We start from the raw sequence: 16,109 nt of genomic DNA, 5'->3' as shown, positions 1-16,109 counted from the left end.
ACCAAACAAGCACCAACACGCCGCTGGCCGGCACCCCACAACGGGTGCCGGCCAGCGGCGTCCGCGGAGCAGCCAGATCAGGTCGGGGAGATCACCCCGGTCAGGAGCAGGCTGAGGACCAGCGAACCGACCGCCACCCGGTACAGAACGAAGAGGTACAGGGTGTGGTGGGCGACGTAGCGCAGCAGCCAGGCGATGGCCGCGTAGCCGATGGCGAAGGCGATCACCGTCGCGACGATCATCTGGGCCACACTCGGCGCGGCGGTCCCCGGCGCGGACGGCTCGAAGACGTCCGGGAGGCTGAACACCCCGGAGATGACCACCGCCGGGATCGCCAGGAGGAACGAGTAGCGCGCCGCCGTCTCCCGGGTCAGGTTGATCAGCAGGCCGGCGGTGAGCGTGCCGCCGGAGCGGGAGACACCCGGGATCAGCGCCATGGCCTGGGCGAAGCCCATGATGATACCGTCGCGCATCCGGAAATTCTCCAGCGTACGGGTCTGTCGCCCCCAGTACTCGGCGAAGGCCAGCACCAACGCGAAGAAGATCAGCGTGAAGGAGACCAGGTACAGGTTCCGGCCGGCGGTGCGGATCTGGTCCTTGAACAGCAGCCCGAAGATACCGATCGGGATGGTGCCGATGATGACGTACCAGCCCATCCGGTAGTCGAGGCTGGACCGGACCGAGCGGTCCACCAGACCGACCAGCCAGGTGCGGACGATCCGCCAGATGTCCTTGGCGAAGTAGATGAGCACCGCTGCCTCGGTGCCGAGCTGGGTCACCGCGGTGAAGGATGCGCCCGCGTCCCGGTTGAAGAAGAGCGCCGAGGTGATCCGCAGGTGCCCGGAGGACGAGACGGGCAGGAATTCCGTGAGCCCCTGGACGATGCCCAGGACGATGGCCTCTACCCAGGTCATTCGCCGACTCCAGAAAGCTCCAGGGCCTCGGCGACGGTGCGCAGGGTCTGCACACCGCTCTCCCGGTCCGCGGCGAACAGGGACACCGACAGGGTGGTCACGCCGGCGGCGGCGTACTCCCGCATCCGGTCGGCGATGCGCTCCTTCGAGCCGAGCAGCGAGGTGCGGTCGATGAACTCCATCGGCACCGCGGCGGCGGCGTCCCGCTGCCGCTTGGCCAGGTAGAGATCCTGCACCTCGCGGGCGGCGTCGCCGTAGCCCATTCGAGTGGCCAGCTGGTTGTAGAAGTTCTGCTGCCGGCTGCCCATACCGCCGACGTAGAGGGCGGCGTACCAGCGGACCAGCTCGGCGCAGGAGGCGATGTCGTCGCCGACCACCACCGGAACGGACGGCACCACGTCGAAGCCGGCCAGCTCCTTGCCGACCTTGGCGCGTCCGGCCCGGACGGATGCGAGCTGTTCCTCGGCGAACTCGGGCGCGTAGAAGACGGCCAGCCAGCCGTCGGCGATCTCGCCAGCGAGTTCGAGGTTCTTCGGGCCGACGGCGGCCAGGTAGATCGGGATGTGCGCCCGCGGTGGATGGAAGCCCAGCCGCAGCGCCTTGCCCGGCCCGTCCGGCAGCGGCAGGGTGTAGTGCTCCCCGTCGTACGCCAGCTCCTTGCGGGCGATCGCCAGCTTCACGATGTCGACGTACTCACGGGTGCGGGCCAGGGGCTTGGCGAAGCGGACGCCGTGCCAGCCCTCGGAGACCTGCGGGCCGGAGACGCCCAGGCCGAGGCGGAACCGGCCGCCGGAGAGCGCGTCGATGGTCGCCGCGGTCATCGCGGTCATCGCCGGGGTACGGGCGGGGATCTGCATCACCGCGCTGCCGACGTCGATCCGCTCGGTCTGGCCGGCGATCCAGGCCAGCATGCCGGGCGAGTCGGAGCCGTAGGCCTCCGCCGCCCACACCACCGAGTAGCCGAGTCGGTCGGCCTCCTGGGCCAGGGCCAGATGATCGGCCGGCGTACTCCACGCCGTCTGGTATCCGAGGCTGAGCCCGAGTCGCACTGGTCCTCCCACCGTCCGCACCACAGGTCGCATCAGGTTACGCAATACGGGTGGCCGGGCCGATCACCGGCTCACCCCGAACGGGTCATGCCCCCGGCCGGGTCGGTGGAGCAGGAACTTGACTCCGGACGAGGATGTCCGTCACGCGAGGTTCGAAATAAGGTTCACCCATGCAACTGCGACCGCTCGGCCGAAGCGGGCTGGCGGTTTCGCGGCTCGCGCTCGGCACCATGACCTGGGGACGGGACACCGACGCCGACGACGCGGCGGCCCAGCTGAAGAGCTACCTGGACGCGGGTGGCAACCTCGTCGACACCGCCGACGTGTACGCCGACGGCGACGCCGAGTCGGTGATCGGCTCGCTGCTCGGCAGCCTGGTCACCCGGGACGAACTGCTCATCGCCACCAAGGCCGGGCTGCGGCCGGGCAGCGGCCGGCGCCGGGACGGCTCCCGGGGCCACCTGCTGCGGACCCTCGAGGCGTCGCTGCGCCGGCTCGGCACCGACCACGTGGACCTGTGGCAGGTGCACGGGTACGACACGGACACCCCCCTCGAAGAGACCCTGGCCGCGCTGGATCATGCGGTGTCCAGCGGCAAGGCCCGCTACGTGGGGGTGTCCAACTTCTCGGGCTGGCAGACCGCCCGGGCCGCCGCCTGGCAGGCCGCCTGGCCGGGGCGGGCTCCGGTGGTCGCCGCGCAGGTGGAGTACTCGCTGCTGGAGCGGGGTGTGGAGCGCGAGGTGTTGCCCGCCTGCGAGGCGATGGGGTTGGGGGTGCTGCCCTGGTCGCCGCTGGGCCGTGGGGTGCTCACCGGCAAGTACCGGCACGGCCGCCCGGCGGACTCCCGGGCCGCGTCGCCGCACTTCGAGCCCTTCGTCGCCACCTACCTGGAGCCGCGCTGCTCGAGCATCGTGGAGGCGGTCGCCACCGCCGCCGGCGGGCTGGGTGTGTCCCCGCTCGAGGTGGCGCTGGCGTGGATCCGCGACCGGCCCGGGGTGACCGCTCCGATCCTCGGCGCCCGCACGGTGGGGCAGCTTCTCGGGGCGCTGCAGGTGGAGCGGGTGACCCTGCCCGAGGAGATCGTCACTGCCCTGGACGACGTCTCGGCGGTGCCGGTCGGCTACCCGGAACGGGACGGCTGAGCCCGACCGGGCCGCTCGGACGCGATTCGGGTCACCCTCGGGGGTGGCGGCGGGCCACCGGGCTGGGCAGCATAGGGGTCATGGACTACGAATACGCGCCGCTGCGGTTGCCATCGAACGTCGACCGGTTGACCGCCGCGGCGCAGCTGGCGATCCAGGCGGAGTTCTCCGGCTGGGAGTTGGCCCGGGTGCGGCTGTACCGGGACGGCACGCGGCAGGTGATGCTGCGCCGCCACCGGGTCAACCAGCCGCAGCCGGGCCTGTCGTACTAGCTGAGGGCCGGGCGCACCGCCGCTCCGGTCCGCACGCCCCCGGGGCCCGCACCGAACGGTCGGGCCCCGGGGGCGTCACGGCCGGCTAGTGGGCGTGGTCGTGCTCCTCGTCCAGCTCGAGGAACGGGTGCTCGTCGAGCCGGCCGACGAGGCGGTCGTCGGGGGCCGGCTGGAACGGGCCGACCGGGTCGTCGTCGTCGAACGACTCCAGGTCGACCGGGGTGCCGACCTCGCTGACCATGACCAGGCCGTCGAGCGGCTCCAGCTCGGGCACGTCCAGCGCGCTGAGCGAGCCGTCGCCGCTCTGCAGCAGCTCCAGCACGGCCTCGCCGACGCCCTCGACCGGGGCCGGCTCGTCCTCCTCGGGGATGCCCTCGCGGCGGGCCGCGTTGGCCGCCCGGATCAGGGCGGACACGCTCGGGACGCGGTAGTCGCGGCGCTGCCGCACCGAGATGACGCGCGGGTGCGGGTCGGTGGCCTCGACCCCCTCGACCGCGCCGAAGCGCTGGTCGGCCTCGTCCGGGTCGATCGCCTCGACGTCCCACGGGGTCACCTCGCCGAACGCGTCGAGCAGCTGCTCGTCGTACGCGAACGAGGCGTTGTTCAAGTTGACGTACGCCTGCCAGACGGCGTCGTCGTCGATCCGCCCCTCGGCGGCGCGGACGGCGGCGAGGTGGGCGCGCGCCGCGTCGATCACCCGCTCGAGGGCGGCGTCCAGCTCACCGTGCTGGTCGGTCATGTGTGGCAGTCCCTTCGCGATGGGGGAGATTCCGCGCCGACGGCGACGCGACGGGCACGGCTAGCAGCTGCGGAGAAACCGGTCGAGAACCCGCACGCCGAACTGTAGTCCGTCCAGCGGAACCCGCTCGTCGATGCCGTGGAACAGGCCGGAGAAATTGAGGTCGGCGGGCAGCCGCAGCGGCGCGAAGCCGAAGCAGCGGATGCCGAGCTGGGAGAACGCCTTGGCGTCGGTGCCGCCGGAGAGCATGTAGGGCACCGGGCGGGCACCCGGGTCCTCGGCGCGTAGCGCGGCGGACATGGCGTCGACCAGGTCACCGTCGAAGGTGGTCTCCAGGGCGGGCTGGCGCTGGATGTACTCGATGGCGATGTCCGGGCCGACCAGCTCCCGCAGCTGCCGCTCCAGCAGCTCCGACTGGCCGGGCAGGCTGCGGCAGTCGATGGTGGCGGTGGCCCGGCCGGGGATGACGTTGTCCTTGTAGCCCGCGGCCAGCCGGGTCGGGTTGGCGGTGTTGCGGATGGTCGCGCCGATGAGGTTGGCGATCGGGCCGAGCTTGGCGATCGCGGTCTCCGGGTCCTCCGGGTCGATCTCGATGCCGAGGACGTCGGAAACCTCCGCGAGGAACGCCCGTACGGTGTCGGTGACCACTACCGGGAAGCGGTGCCGGCCGATCCGGGCGACCGCCTCGGCGAGCGCGGTGACCGCGTTGTCGTCGTGCATCATCGAGCCGTGGCCGGGGCGGCCCTTGGCGTGCAGGCGCAGCCAGTCGAGGCCCTTCTCGGCCGTCTCGATGAGGTAGAGCCGTCGCTGCTCGTCGATCGAGTACGAGAAGCCGCCCACCTCGCCGATCGCCTCGGTGCAGCCGTCGAAGAGGTCGCGGTGCCGCTCGGTGAGGTAGTGCGCGCCGTAGTCGCCGCCGGCCTCCTCGTCGGCGGTGAAGGCGAGCACGATGTCCCGCGACGGGCGTACGCCGGAGCGCTGCCAGCCACGGACCACGGCGAGCACCATCGCGTCGAAGTCCTTCATGTCGATCGCGCCACGGCCCCACAGGTAGCCGTCGCGGATCTCGCCGGAGAACGGGTGCACCGACCATTCGTCGGGGTCGGCGGGCACCACGTCGAGGTGGCCGTGCACCAGCAGGGCGTCCCGCCCGGGGTCGGTGCCGGGGATCCGGGCGACCAGGTTGGCCCGGCCGGGTGCGGATTCGTGGATCTCGGCGTCGACCCCGACCTCGGCGAGCTTCTCCGCGACGTACTCCGCGGCGCGCCGCTCGCCGACGCTCGTGTCGTTGTCCCCGGTGTTGGTGGTGTCGATGCGCAGCAGGTCGCGGCAGAGGTCCACGACCTCGTCGGCGGGGTCCGTGCGGGAGGGGGCGGCGTCGCTCGTCATCGCTTCTTCATACCAGTCGACCCCGACGGCCGGCCCACCCGTACACCGACGCGCTGTCGCCGCATCCCGACTACCTGGCCTGGCTGCCGCGGCATCCCGACTTCGGCGCCCGGGCCGCGACCGGTGGGGTGCGAACCGCCTGAGCGCGGGTATCAGGGCGGCATGACTGATCTGTACCCCGCCGCCGACCAGCGGGAGCTGCTGCGCCAGGCGGCCGCCGCGCACACCGCCGCATCCCAGGACGTGGAGACCTTTCTGCGCCGGCTGCCGGAGGTGCCCGGCCCCGCCGACATCACCGAGTACGCCAACCTGCTCAGCCGGGAGGAGCAGACCCGCGCCGACCGGCAGGCCGCCGCGGACGCGGCCGGGCTGCAGCTGCCCAGCATGGAGACCTAGTAGCAGCGCCCACGCGGACGGCACCCGGGACGCAGTCCGGGTGCCGTCGGGCAGGTCCAGCTCACCGTGCCGAAGAGCCGGCTCAGCGTTCGACGAGGGCGTCGTGGCCGAGGTCGAGCAGCGAGTACCGCCACTCGTTGTCGGTGTTGCCCCCGCTCGGCCGGGCGTCGATGAGGGACTGGATGCGGTCGACCGCCTCCTGCATCACCTCGACGTCCTCCCGGGTGAGATCCACCTTGCGCTTGCTCAGCACCCGCAGGATGTGCCGGCCCGGCTCGGGCAGGCCCATGTTCGGGTCGGGGCCGAACGACTCCTCGCCCGAACCCCGGGTCAGCAGCCACTGGCGCAACTGCTCGGAGGGGACGTTCACCAGGGCGTGGAAGTCGTCCCAGAGCACGTCCACCTCGGGCTCCACGCGCTGTTCGCGTACCATCACGCCTCCTCTTCCGGCGGCGGCCCGGACGGGGTCCGGTCGCCCTCGTCGGTCTGCTTCTTCACACCCTCCGGCGGCACCTTGACCCGGGACGGGTTCGCCGTCGGCGGGCTCACGATCGGTTCGCGCCGCTCGGTCTCCTCCCGGGTCTCCTCGGGTTCGGTCATGTCCGCCCTCCGCTCCGTCGGGGATGGAACCTCGCCGCGTTGCGCGGATGGCGCCTCACCGCTCACCGCGGATGGGACGTCACGGCCGCTTTGTAGCCGCGGTCGCCGGCAGCCACCTCGAAGGCGAGCTGCCCGTCCCGCGCATCGATGATGACCCGCTGGCCGGGAGATACCGCATCCTCCAGCAACATCCGGGAGAGCCGGTTGTCGACCTCCCGCTGGATCACCCGGCGCAGCGGCCGGGCACCGAACTCGGGCTGGTAGCCGTGCTCGGCGAGCCAGTCGACACCGGCCGTGGTGAAGTCGACCTGGATGTCCTGGGCGTGCAGCCGGCGGCGGGTCTCCTCCAACAGCAGCTCGGTGATCTGGCGCAGCTGCTGGGCCTCGAGCCGCTGGAAGATGATGACCTCGTCGATGCGGTTGAGGAACTCCGGCCGGAAGTTCTCCTGGAGCCGGCGCATCAGCCGCTCCCGCAGCTCGGCGGCCTGCTGCTGGCCGGGCTCGCCGGTGGCGAAGCCGACCGTGCGCTGGGTGCCGGTGATCAGCTCCGAACCCAGGTTGCTCGTCATGATCAGTACGGTGTTCTTGAAGTTCACCGTCCGGCCCTGGCTGTCGGTGAGCCGGCCGTCGTCGAGCACCTGGAGCAGGATGTTGAACACATCCGGGTGCGCCTTCTCGATCTCGTCGAGCAGCACCACCGCGTACGGGCGGCGGCGGACCGCCTCGGTGAGCTGGCCGGCCTCCTCGTACCCGACGTACCCCGGCGGGGCGCCGACCAGCCGGCTGACCGTGTGCCGCTCCTGGAACTCGCTCATGTCCACCCGGACCATCCGGTCCGACTCGCCGAAGAGCGCCTCGGCCAGGGCCCGGGCCAGCTCGGTCTTGCCCACGCCCGTCGGGCCGAGAAAGAGGAAACTGCCCATCGGCCGGTTCGGGTCGGCCATGCCGGTACGCGAACGGCGGACCGCCTCGGCGACCACCTGGACCGCGTCGTCCTGCCCGATCACCCGCTCGTGCAGATACCCTTCCAGGCGCAGCAGCCGGTCCCGCTCCTCCTCGGTGAGCTGGTTGATCGGGATGCCGGTGGCCCGGGAGACCACCTCGGCGATCTCCGTCGGCCCGACCGTCGGCACGTTCGGGGTCTCGCCCTCCCCCTTCGCGCGGCGGACCTGGTCCTCCAGTTCGGCCGTCCGGTCGCGCAGCTCGGAGGCGCGCTCGTACTGCTCGTCGGCGACCGCCTGCTCCTTGTTGCGGCGGACCTCGTCGAGCTGCCGCTCCACCTCCCGCACGTCCTCGGCGGGGGTCCGGGTACGCAGCCGAACCCGGGCGCCGGCCTGGTCGATCAGGTCGATCGCCTTGTCCGGCAGGTAGCGATCGGTGACGTACCGGTCGGACAGCTCGGCGGCGGCGACGAGCGCCTCGTCGGTGAAGCGGACCTGGTGGTGCGCCTCGTACCGGTCGCGCAGGCCGCGCAGGATGGTGACGCTGTCCTCGACGCTGGGCTCGGGCACGAAGACCGGCTGGAACCGGCGGGCCAGCGCGGCGTCCTTCTCGATGCTGCGCCGGTACTCGTCCAGCGTGGTCGCGCCGATCACCCTCAGCTCGCCCCGGGCCAGCGCGGGCTTGAGCATGTTGGACGCGTCCATGCCGCCCTCGCTGCCGGCGCCGCCCGCGCCGACCAGTGTGTGGATCTCGTCCAGGAAGATGATCAGCTCGTCGCGGTGCGCCCGGATCTCATCGATCACCTTCTTCAGCCGTTCCTCGAAGTCACCGCGGTAGCGGGTGCCGGCGACCAGGCCAGGCAGGTCGAGCTGGATCACCCGCTTGCCGATCAGGGTCTGCGGCACGTCCCCGTCGCAGATCCGCTCGGCGAGCCCCTCCACGATGGCGGTCTTGCCGACGCCGGCCTCACCGATGAGCACCGGATTGTTCTTGGTCCGGCGGGACAGGATCTCCACCGCCTGCTCGATCTCGTCCGCCCGCCCGATCACCGGATCGATCTGGTCGTTCTGGGCCAACTCGGTGAGGTCCTGGCCGTACTGGTCGAGGGTGGGGGTGCCCCGGTCGGGTCGCGGCGCGCCCCCGCGCTCCGCGCTGGCCGCCTGCAACGACTCCGGCTGGATCCGGCCGGCGGCGAGCATCCGCCCGGCGGGCGACTCCGGGTTCAGCGGCAGGGCCATCAGGATGTGCTCGGGGCCGATGTAGTTGGCGCCCATCGCCCGGGACAGCTGGTGGGCGTCGAGCAGCGCCCGCTTGGCCGCCGGGGTGAGCGACAGGTTCGGTGGCACCTCGCCCCGGGGCGCCCCTTGGCCGCGCCCGCCGAGGGCGTTGAGCAGGGCGTCCGGGTCGGCGCCGGCGCGGCGTACCAGGTCGCGCAGCGGCTCGCGTTGCAGCGCCGCCCAGAGCAGGTGGTCGGTGTCCAGGTCGTTGCTGTGCTTCTCGGCCGCCCGGCGGGCGGCGTCGGCGAGCATCTCCCGCGCGTCGGCGGTCATCAGCCGGGTGATGTCGACCCGGTGCGCCGGCCGGCGTCCCCCCTCGCCTCGCCCGAAGTACCGGGCCAGGAACTCGTCCCACGGGTCGGAGCCGAAGTCACCGGGTCCCATCATCTCTGTCCTCCGCTCCTCGGGCGGGCAGGATCGCCGAGGCGACCTGGCGCGGCACGGTCGGCGGTGGCTACCCGGCGGTCGGCGGGACAAACGCGAGCGGGTCGAGAGTGGGTGGCAGCCGGCTCGGTGGCACGCTTGGGGACATGGACACCAGGCCGCTGCTGATCGTCGACGGCGCGAACGTGGTGGGCTCGCGGCCGGACGGCTGGTGGCGGGACCGGGCCGGGGCGGCAGCCCGGCTGCGCGACGCGCTGGTGCCGCTGGCCGAGACGGGCGTACCGCCGGAGCTGCCGCCGCCGGTCGAGGTGGTGCTGGTGGTGGAGGGGGCGGCGCGGGGCGTGCCGGCGGTGCCGGGCGTCGGGGTGGTCGCCGCCACCGGCTCCGGTGACGACACCATGGTCGAGCTGGTCGCCGCGGCGGCGCGGCGCCGCCGCGTCGTGGTCACCGCCGACCGGGAGCTGCGGGCCCGGGTGGGCGCGCTGGGCGCCGAGGTGCACGGCCCGCGCTGGCTGCCCCGGGACGGCTGAGCGCCGCCGCCGGTCGGCTTGGCGCCCGGGCACGCGACGGGCGGGGCGGCCCGTGGACGGGACCGGTTGCCCCGCCGGCGGGACCGGCACGCCGGGCGCGGAAGCGCCTCGACGCACGTCAGGGGCCGTAATCGGGCAGCCGGGCAGGAACACCGCGAGGGCGGATGTTCTCCCACCCGCCGCGATGGGTTGTAATGGAGATCTCCCCGCCCCCAGGAGGTCCCCCGTGGCGAGCGTCGCCGAGCTGAAGTCAGCCATCGATGTCGCCCTCCAGCAGATAGGTGACGGGCAGACAGCCGTGCACGCGGCCGGTGAGAAACTGGCCGAGGCACAGCAGACCCTGGCCGGCGCCCTGGAGGGCAGCGGGCACGAGACGGTCGAGGCGGCCCAGGCGTCGCTGACCCAGGCCAGCCAGGAGCTGGAGGAGTGCCTCGCCGCCACCCTGGTCGCGGTCGAGCAGGCGCAGCTCTACGTCTCCACCCTCTAGGGCCGGCCGTGTCCATCGTCGAGGACATCGGCGCGCAGGTACGCGCCGTCGCCGACGAGCTGCCGCTCGCCCAGCTCGCCGTCGCGCTGGAGAAGTTCGGCCAGGCCACCGACCGGCTGCGCTGGGTGCGGCAGGAGTCGGCCGACCCGATGGGCGTGCCGGAGCTGTCGGCCGCGACCGAGCACGCCGAGACCGCCGGGTACGCGCTGCGGGTGGCGCAGGAGCAGCTGTCCGCGTACCTGGCCGCGATCGGGATCGCCGCCGACGGGACGCCCGCGCCGACCGCCGACAGCCGACAGTCGAAGCACGACACGCCCCGGGAGGTGGCGGCGCCGGCGCCGGCCGCCGTACCGGACCAGGGCGTCGATCCGACGGCGCGGCGCTGGTGGTCGGTGCGGGTGGCGGAGCTGACCGGCGGCCGGGAGGGCCCGCCGGACGAGCCGGACGAGCGGGTCGGCGACGCCCGGGAGCTGCTGCGCCGGGTGGTGACCGGGGTCCGCTCGGGCGACCGGGACCGGCTGCACCGCGAGCTGCGCCGGGCGCACGCCGACGTGGGGCTGGGGCTGGCCGCGGTCGCCCCGCCGCTGCTGCGCGACCTGGCCGGGGAGCTGCTCGGGCACCCGCCCCGCGCCGACGACCTGGGCCGGCTACGCCGGGAGCTGGACGGGCGGGTCCGGGACCTGCTGCCCGGGCTGCCGCCGCCGGTGCTGGACACCCTGCTCACCCGGGTGTGCCGGATGCCACCGCCGCGCCGCGCCACCGACCAGGAGCAGCCGCACGCGGCGGACCCCGCGGTCACCGCCGGGGTGGTCACCGGGGTGCTGCTGGACCGGCTCGGCCGCGACCTGCCGCAGCCCGCCGACGAGCGGGAGCCGTCCCGGGGTACGCATGGCTGACGTCCGCACCCAGGTGGTGTCGCGGGTCCGGGGGATGCTCTCCGAGGCTCTCGGCGCGGCCCGGAACCGGCTGGCCGCCGCCGACGCCGACCTGGCCGCCGGCCGGGACCGCCTGGCCCGGGTGCGCCGGGCCGCGGCGGCCGTACCCGAGCGGGTGGGCGCGGCCCGCGACGGCCGGCTGGCCGAGATCGACGCCCGGCACACCGCCCGGATCGCCGAGCTGGTCCGGCGGGCGGCCACGGCCGCGGCGCGGGAGGCGCCCGGCGCGGCATCCGCGCCCTGGGAACGGTGGCGGGTCACCCCGGCCGATCGGGACGAGGCGCCCGGCGCGGTCCGGGTCGGCACGGTACGCATCCCCGGCGCCGAGCCGGTGCCGGCGCTGGTGCCGCTGCTGGACGCCGGTCACGTGCACCTGGCCGGCGGTGACCAAGCGGGCATCGCCGCGGTGGTGCCGGCCCTGCTGCTGCGCTCGCTCGGGCGCGTCGAGCCGGGCACGGTCCGGCTGTTCGGGTACGACCCGGAGCACCTGGGGGGTGGGCTGGCCGGGTTCGCCCCACTCGGCACGGCCGGGCTGCTCACCTTCGTCGGCCCAGGCGGGCTGGGGCGGCTGCTGGACGACCTGGTGGAGCAGATCCGCCGGATCAACGAGACCGTGCTGGCCGGCGAGTACGCGACGCTGCGCGAGCTGGCCGCCGCCACCGGCCGCCGCCCCGAGCCGTGGCGGGTGGCGGTGCTGCTCGGCGGCGAGGAGCTGTCCCGGCACGAGCGCGGCCAGCTGGACCGGGTGGTGCGTACCGGGGCGGCCTGCGGCGTACACCTGGTGGTCCGCGGCGTGGCGCTGCCGGACGACCCGACGGTGACCCGGATCGTGGTCGAGCCGGACGACGCCCGGATCGCCGGGCTGCCGGTCGGGCTCGACGAGCCGCCCCCGGCCGGGCTCGTCACCGAGACCTGCCGGGAGGCGGCCTCCCGGGTCAACGCCGGTCCCCCGCCGGCGCCCTTCACCGACCTGCTCCCGCCGCCCGAGGACTACTGGAGGGAGGATTCGGCCGCCGGGCTGACCGCGCCGATCGGCGAGGGCCGGCACGGGCGGCCGGTGCTGCTGCCCCTCGGCGACTACCCGCCGCACGCGCTGATCGGCGGCCCGTCCGGCACCGGCAAAACCAACCTGATCTTCGCCTGGATCGGCGCGCTCGCCGCCCGCTACTCCCCCGCGGAGCTGGAGTTCTATCTGCTGGACTTCAAGGAGGGGGTGTCCTTCGCCCGGTTCGCCCAGGGCCGGCGGGACCCGAGCTGGCTGCCGCACATGCGGCTGGTCGGGATCAACGTCAACACCGACCGGGAGTTCGGGCTGGCCCTGCTGCGCTTCCTCGCCGAGGAGCTGCGCCGCCGGGCGGACGCGGCGAAAAAGCACGAGGTCACCAAGCTCGCCGAGCTGCGCGCGGTGGACCCGTCCGGGCGCTGGCCGCGCATCGTGGCCGTGGTGGACGAGTTCCAGGCGCTGCTCGCGGGCCGGGACGTGGTCGCCCGGGAGGCCGCCGACCTGCTGGAGGACCTGGCCCGGCGGGGCCGCTCGCAGGGCATCCACCTGGTGCTCGCCTCGCAGGACGTACGCGGCATCGAGGCGCTGTGGGGCCGCCCGGCGCTGGTCGCCCAGTTCACCTTGCGCATCGCGCTGCCGAAGGCGCTGCGCATCCTCGCCGAACGCAACGACGCGGCGCAGTCGCTGCCCCGGCACCACGCGGTGGTCAACGCCGAGTCGGGGCTGGTCGAGGGGAACCAGGTGGCGCGTATCCCGTCGGCCAGCGACTGGGAGACGTGGAGCGAGCTGCAGCACCGGCTGTGGCGGATGCGCCCGCAGGACGCCTCCCCGGCCCGACTCTTCGACGGCGACTCGATCCCGAGGCTCGCCGACGCGCCCGACTACGGCGCGCTGGCCGCCCCCGAGCAGGGGGTGCCGCGCAGCCCGGTGGCCCTGCTCGGGGAGATCATCGACGTACAGGCCCGCTCGGCGGCGCTGCGGCTGCCCCGGGCACCCGGACGGAACCTGGCCGTGCTCGGCACCCGGGTGGACGAGGCGTGCGCGGTGCTGGACGCCGCCGCCCGCTCGCTGGCCCGCCAGCACCGCCCCGGCACGGCCCGGTTCTCCATCGCCTGCCTCGACCCCGACGCCGACCCGACCGCCCGCGCCCTCTACGAGGACCTGGCCGACGACGCGGCCTGGTACGACGAGGAGACGGTGCCCGAGCTGATGGCGGAGGTGGGCGACTCCCTCGGCGCCCCGGGCACCCCGAACAGCCCGCACTACCTGCTGCTGTACGCGGTCGACGCGGCCGCCGGGCAGCTTGCCGGAAAAGCGGGCCGGCGGACCGGGCTGGAGCAGCTGCGCCGGATCCTGCACGACGGGCCGGAACGGCGTACGCACGTGCTGGCCTGGTGGCGGGGGGTGGCCCGGATGCGGGCCGACCTGGGCGGCCCGGCGGCCCGCATCGAGAACATCGGCGCCTGGGTGGCGCTCGACGTGCAGGGCGCCGAGCTGGGCTCCTCGCTCTATCCGGGCACCGGCGGGCCGGACTGGTACCCGCGCCCGTGGCGGGGCCTCTACTTCGACCGGGCGGTGCACCGCACCGGACAGGTGATCATCCCCTACGGTCCGTCCCGATGAACGGACCGATCGCCAGTGAGACGTACGCCGCCCAGATCCGCCGGCTCTCCGAGCTGACCGCCCGGGTGGCCGCCAAGCGCGCCGAGGCGCACACCTGGTACGCGCAGCAGTGCGCCGCCGCCGACCGGGCCGTGGCCGAAGCCGCGGAGCAGGTCCGCCGGGCCGAGGCGGAGGTCGCCGAGGCGCGGGAGCTGGTGGACCGGGTGGACGCCGAGGCCGCCCACCTGTGGGGGGAGCTGAGCGCTCGGGTCCGCTCCGGCGGGCGGCTGGGCGACCCGCCCGGGCCGGCTCGGGACGCCACCGGCGACCCGGTGCCCCGGCTGCGCGGGGTTCGGGACCTGCTGGACCGGATCCGCCAGCGGGGCGAGCTGCCCGGCTCGACGAACCCGCTGCTGGTGCTCTGCGGGGTCGGCGGGTCGGTCGTCGCGTACGCGCTGGGGGTGGGCGCGCGGGCGCTGGGCGCCGGCTCCGGCGGGGACCTGGCGGTCGGGATGCCGGTGCTGGCCCTGGTGGTGACGCTGCTCGGCCCGCTGGTCGGGCTGGCCCCGGCCCGCCTGCTGGCCGACCGCCGGCACGCCGTGCTGACCCCCCGCGCGATCACCGTGGTGGTCGCCGCCGCCCTGGCGACAACCATCCTTCTCGTCGCCCTGGCCCCCCGCTGATCCCCACCCCGGTCAGGTGGGGGTCAGGGCGGCTTCCTTGAGGAGGCGGCGGGCCAGCACCAGACGGTCGGCGTCGTCGTCGAGGCCGGGCAGGTCACCGACCCGGGTCACCTCGCCGGTGAGTACGGCGCGCAGGGCCGGCTCGCAGGTCCCGGGCAGGGTGATGGTGCGGTCGAACAGGCGCAGCACGATCCGCCCGTCCCCGCTCGGCTCGAGCTGCCAGCGCAGGCCCTCCCGCGGGGCGACCCGGCTGTCCGCGGTCAGCGCGGCCAGCGCGGCGGCCTGGGCCAGGGGGCGGATGGGTGCCGGCCGGACGGCCGGCCAGGCCCGGTTCCGCATCCGGGCGGCCACGGCGGCCGGGTCGACCCGCAGCAGCCAGTCGCGCAGCGCCTCCACCGTCTCGGTCAGTTCCGGCTCGATGGCGTCCGGGTCGGCCACGTCGACGCCGAAGGACAGCCCGGACCGCAGCCGAGGATCCTCGGCGGCGAGCGCCAGCAGCTCCTCGACCAGGGCGTACCGGGTCAGCACCCGGATGCCCACGGTCAGGTGCAGCGAGCTGGCCTCCTGCGCCTGGGCGCTGTGCAGCCAGCCGCGGGGCAGGTAGAGCGCGTCGCCCGGGGCGAGCACCACGTCCAGCGCGGGCCGCCCCTCGGCGGTGGCGGACACCTCGTCGGCCCGCCCGCCCCAGGGCTGCCGCTCCAGCGGGTCGGGCAGCACAGGCGGGTGGATCCGCCAGTGCTTACGGCCGTCGACCTGGAGCACGAAGACGTCGTGGGTGTCGTAGTGGGTGGCGAAGCCCTGGCTGCCGGCCGGGGTCAGGTAGGCGTTGACCTGGGTGGGCTGGCCGAGCATGGCGCCCAGGTCGCGAGCGAGGTCGACCAGTGCCGGCCAGGTCCGGTGCAGGCCCTGCAGCACCAGGGTGGCGCCGTCGGCGTACAGCTCGAGGATCTTCTCGTCGAGGACCTGGTCGCCGATCTCCGCGCCCGCGCCACCGCCGCCGGTGTAACGCGCCGCGGGCACCAGCTCGCCGTCCTTGGCCACCCGCAGGAACGGGGTACGCAGGCCGCGGCGGCTGAGCAGCTCGTCGGCGTCGGCGGGGCTGAGCAGGTCGGTGAACCCGTCCGGGTTGGGCAACTCGGCCGCCCGGGACAGCAGTGGGCTACGCCCCCAGTGGTCGGCGGCGAACTTGGCCGGATCGACGGCCACGCAGCGGGCGAGCGCCGCCGTGGCGGAGGACAAAACCGCCGGGCGGCTGTCGCCGCCCGGCGGGTCGATGTGGCGCATGACGAGCCGTCAGCGGGCACTGCCGTCGGCGCCACCGTCGCGCTGACCGGGGGTCGCACCGCCGTCGGCCGGGCCCTCGGCGCCGCCGTCCGCGCCACCGTCCTGCTTGCCCGGGGTGGCGCCACCGTCGGCCGGCCCCTCGGCGCCCCGGTCGGCGCCGCGATCCGCCCCGCGCTCCGCGCCGCGGTCGGCGGCACCGTCCGCGCCGCCGTCCCGCTGGCCCAGGGTCGCGCCACCGTCGGCCGGTCCCTCCGCGCCGCCGCCGCTGGTCTGCATGTCGTCGTCGTTGAGTGCCATGGGTGCTCCCTCGGGTGTGCCGCCCCCGCGTACGTCGGGGTTCGTCGTGGAGCGGGTGATACCCCACGCGATCTTCTCTAACCACACGTTAGACGGCGGGACCGGGCGACACGGACCGTTCGCCGGGCCCGCCGGGACTCGCCCGTTGCGGCGGGTGAGGCCGTTGACGGTGAAGGTGGTGGGC

17 protein-coding genes are annotated in these 16,109 nt (G+C 74.3%); 8 read left to right on the top strand and 9 right to left on the bottom strand.

Annotation, left to right across the window (positions count from 1 at the left end; all coding sequences use genetic code 11):
- Window positions 1–77: 77 nt before the first annotated feature.
- Together ACNAW0_RS16375 and ACNAW0_RS16370 are read right to left on the bottom strand one after the other, a co-directional pair.
- The gene (locus ACNAW0_RS16375) at window positions 78–914 is read right to left on the bottom strand and encodes an undecaprenyl-diphosphate phosphatase (protein ID WP_416288724.1); all 837 of its coding nucleotides are present in this window, start codon (window positions 912–914) and stop codon (window positions 78–80) included.
- Window positions 911–1,963 carry an LLM class F420-dependent oxidoreductase gene (locus tag ACNAW0_RS16370; protein ID WP_416288723.1) on the bottom strand — a complete coding sequence of 351 codons (1,053 nt, stop codon included), beginning with the start codon at window positions 1,961–1,963 and terminating at the stop codon, window positions 911–913. Before ACNAW0_RS16370 ends, ACNAW0_RS16375 begins: the two co-directional genes overlap by 4 nt.
- Window positions 1,964–2,133: 170 nt before the next feature.
- On the opposite strand from ACNAW0_RS16370, the gene ACNAW0_RS16365 reads away from it, so the two are divergent.
- Both ACNAW0_RS16365 and ACNAW0_RS16360 read left to right on the top strand, forming a co-directional pair.
- On the top strand, window positions 2,134–3,105 hold the full coding sequence (locus tag ACNAW0_RS16365) for an aldo/keto reductase (protein ID WP_416288722.1): 972 nt from the start codon (window positions 2,134–2,136) through the stop codon (window positions 3,103–3,105).
- Window positions 3,106–3,185: 80 nt separating this feature from the next.
- Window positions 3,186–3,377, top strand: coding sequence for a DUF5703 family protein (locus tag ACNAW0_RS16360; protein WP_416288721.1), 192 nt, complete (start codon window positions 3,186–3,188; stop codon window positions 3,375–3,377).
- A gap of 85 nt (window positions 3,378–3,462) precedes the next feature.
- Here the strand turns inward: ACNAW0_RS16360 and ACNAW0_RS16355 are convergent, their stop codons facing one another.
- Together ACNAW0_RS16355 and ACNAW0_RS16350 are read right to left on the bottom strand one after the other, a co-directional pair.
- A complete protein-coding gene (locus tag ACNAW0_RS16355) occupies window positions 3,463–4,116 on the bottom strand; it encodes a hypothetical protein (protein ID WP_416288720.1) in 654 nt (217 codons plus the stop codon).
- A gap of 60 nt (window positions 4,117–4,176) precedes the next feature.
- Window positions 4,177–5,505: a M20/M25/M40 family metallo-hydrolase gene (locus tag ACNAW0_RS16350; RefSeq protein WP_416288719.1), complete on the bottom strand. Its 1,329-nt coding sequence runs from the start codon at window positions 5,503–5,505 to the stop codon at window positions 4,177–4,179.
- Window positions 5,506–5,667: 162 nt separating this feature from the next.
- Here ACNAW0_RS16350 and ACNAW0_RS16345 point away from each other — a divergent pair, with 162 nt between their 5' ends.
- On the top strand, window positions 5,668–5,901 hold the full coding sequence (locus ACNAW0_RS16345; protein WP_416288718.1) for a hypothetical protein: 234 nt from the start codon (window positions 5,668–5,670) through the stop codon (window positions 5,899–5,901).
- 82 nt (window positions 5,902–5,983) lie between these two features.
- Here ACNAW0_RS16345 and ACNAW0_RS16340 read toward each other — a convergent pair whose 3' ends face one another.
- From ACNAW0_RS16340 to ACNAW0_RS16330, 3 genes are all read right to left on the bottom strand, one after another.
- On the bottom strand, window positions 5,984–6,334 hold the full coding sequence (locus ACNAW0_RS16340; RefSeq protein ID WP_416288717.1) for a DUF3140 domain-containing protein: 351 nt from the start codon (window positions 6,332–6,334) through the stop codon (window positions 5,984–5,986).
- The gene (locus tag ACNAW0_RS16335; RefSeq protein ID WP_167402628.1) at window positions 6,334–6,501 is read right to left on the bottom strand and encodes a hypothetical protein; all 168 of its coding nucleotides are present in this window, start codon (window positions 6,499–6,501) and stop codon (window positions 6,334–6,336) included. Before ACNAW0_RS16335 ends, ACNAW0_RS16340 begins: the two co-directional genes overlap by 1 nt.
- A 62-nt stretch (window positions 6,502–6,563) precedes the next feature.
- Window positions 6,564–9,107: an ATP-dependent Clp protease ATP-binding subunit gene (locus ACNAW0_RS16330; protein WP_416288716.1), complete on the bottom strand. Its 2,544-nt coding sequence runs from the start codon at window positions 9,105–9,107 to the stop codon at window positions 6,564–6,566.
- A 143-nt stretch (window positions 9,108–9,250) separates the two neighbouring features.
- Between ACNAW0_RS16330 and ACNAW0_RS16325 the strand changes: the two genes are divergently transcribed.
- The 5 genes from ACNAW0_RS16325 (at window position 9,251) to ACNAW0_RS16305 (ending at window position 14,344) form a co-directional block, all read left to right on the top strand.
- Window positions 9,251–9,634: a hypothetical protein gene (locus ACNAW0_RS16325; protein ID WP_416288715.1), complete on the top strand. Its 384-nt coding sequence runs from the start codon at window positions 9,251–9,253 to the stop codon at window positions 9,632–9,634.
- A gap of 226 nt (window positions 9,635–9,860) precedes the next feature.
- Complete coding sequence (locus ACNAW0_RS16320; RefSeq protein ID WP_416288714.1) at window positions 9,861–10,121, top strand: hypothetical protein; 261 nt, start codon at window positions 9,861–9,863, stop codon at window positions 10,119–10,121.
- Window positions 10,122–10,129: 8 nt separating this feature from the next.
- Window positions 10,130–11,017, top strand: coding sequence for a hypothetical protein (locus ACNAW0_RS16315; RefSeq protein ID WP_416288713.1), 888 nt, complete (start codon window positions 10,130–10,132; stop codon window positions 11,015–11,017).
- Complete coding sequence (locus tag ACNAW0_RS16310) at window positions 11,010–13,682, top strand: FtsK/SpoIIIE domain-containing protein (protein ID WP_416288712.1); 2,673 nt, start codon at window positions 11,010–11,012, stop codon at window positions 13,680–13,682. The genes ACNAW0_RS16315 and ACNAW0_RS16310 overlap by 8 nt, the downstream gene beginning before the upstream one ends.
- Entirely contained in the window at window positions 13,679–14,344 is a 666-nt protein-coding gene (locus ACNAW0_RS16305; protein ID WP_416288711.1) for a hypothetical protein, read from the top strand. The genes ACNAW0_RS16310 and ACNAW0_RS16305 overlap by 4 nt, the downstream gene beginning before the upstream one ends.
- A gap of 12 nt (window positions 14,345–14,356) precedes the next feature.
- On the opposite strand, the gene ACNAW0_RS16300 is transcribed toward ACNAW0_RS16305, so the two are convergent.
- Together ACNAW0_RS16300 and ACNAW0_RS16295 are read right to left on the bottom strand one after the other, a co-directional pair.
- Complete coding sequence (locus ACNAW0_RS16300; RefSeq protein ID WP_416288710.1) at window positions 14,357–15,628, bottom strand: cupin domain-containing protein; 1,272 nt, start codon at window positions 15,626–15,628, stop codon at window positions 14,357–14,359.
- A gap of 9 nt (window positions 15,629–15,637) precedes the next feature.
- Entirely contained in the window at window positions 15,638–15,925 is a 288-nt protein-coding gene (locus ACNAW0_RS16295; RefSeq protein WP_416288709.1) for a hypothetical protein, read from the bottom strand.
- Between the last annotated feature and the right edge of the window lie 184 nt (window positions 15,926–16,109).

Origin of the sequence: Micromonospora sp. SL1-18 (genome assembly GCF_047921505.1) — a bacterium.
Taxonomy (GTDB): domain Bacteria; phylum Actinomycetota; class Actinomycetes; order Mycobacteriales; family Micromonosporaceae; genus Micromonospora.
Note: the sequence above shows the minus strand (reverse complement) of the source record. Positions and strands in the feature narration are given on the sequence as shown.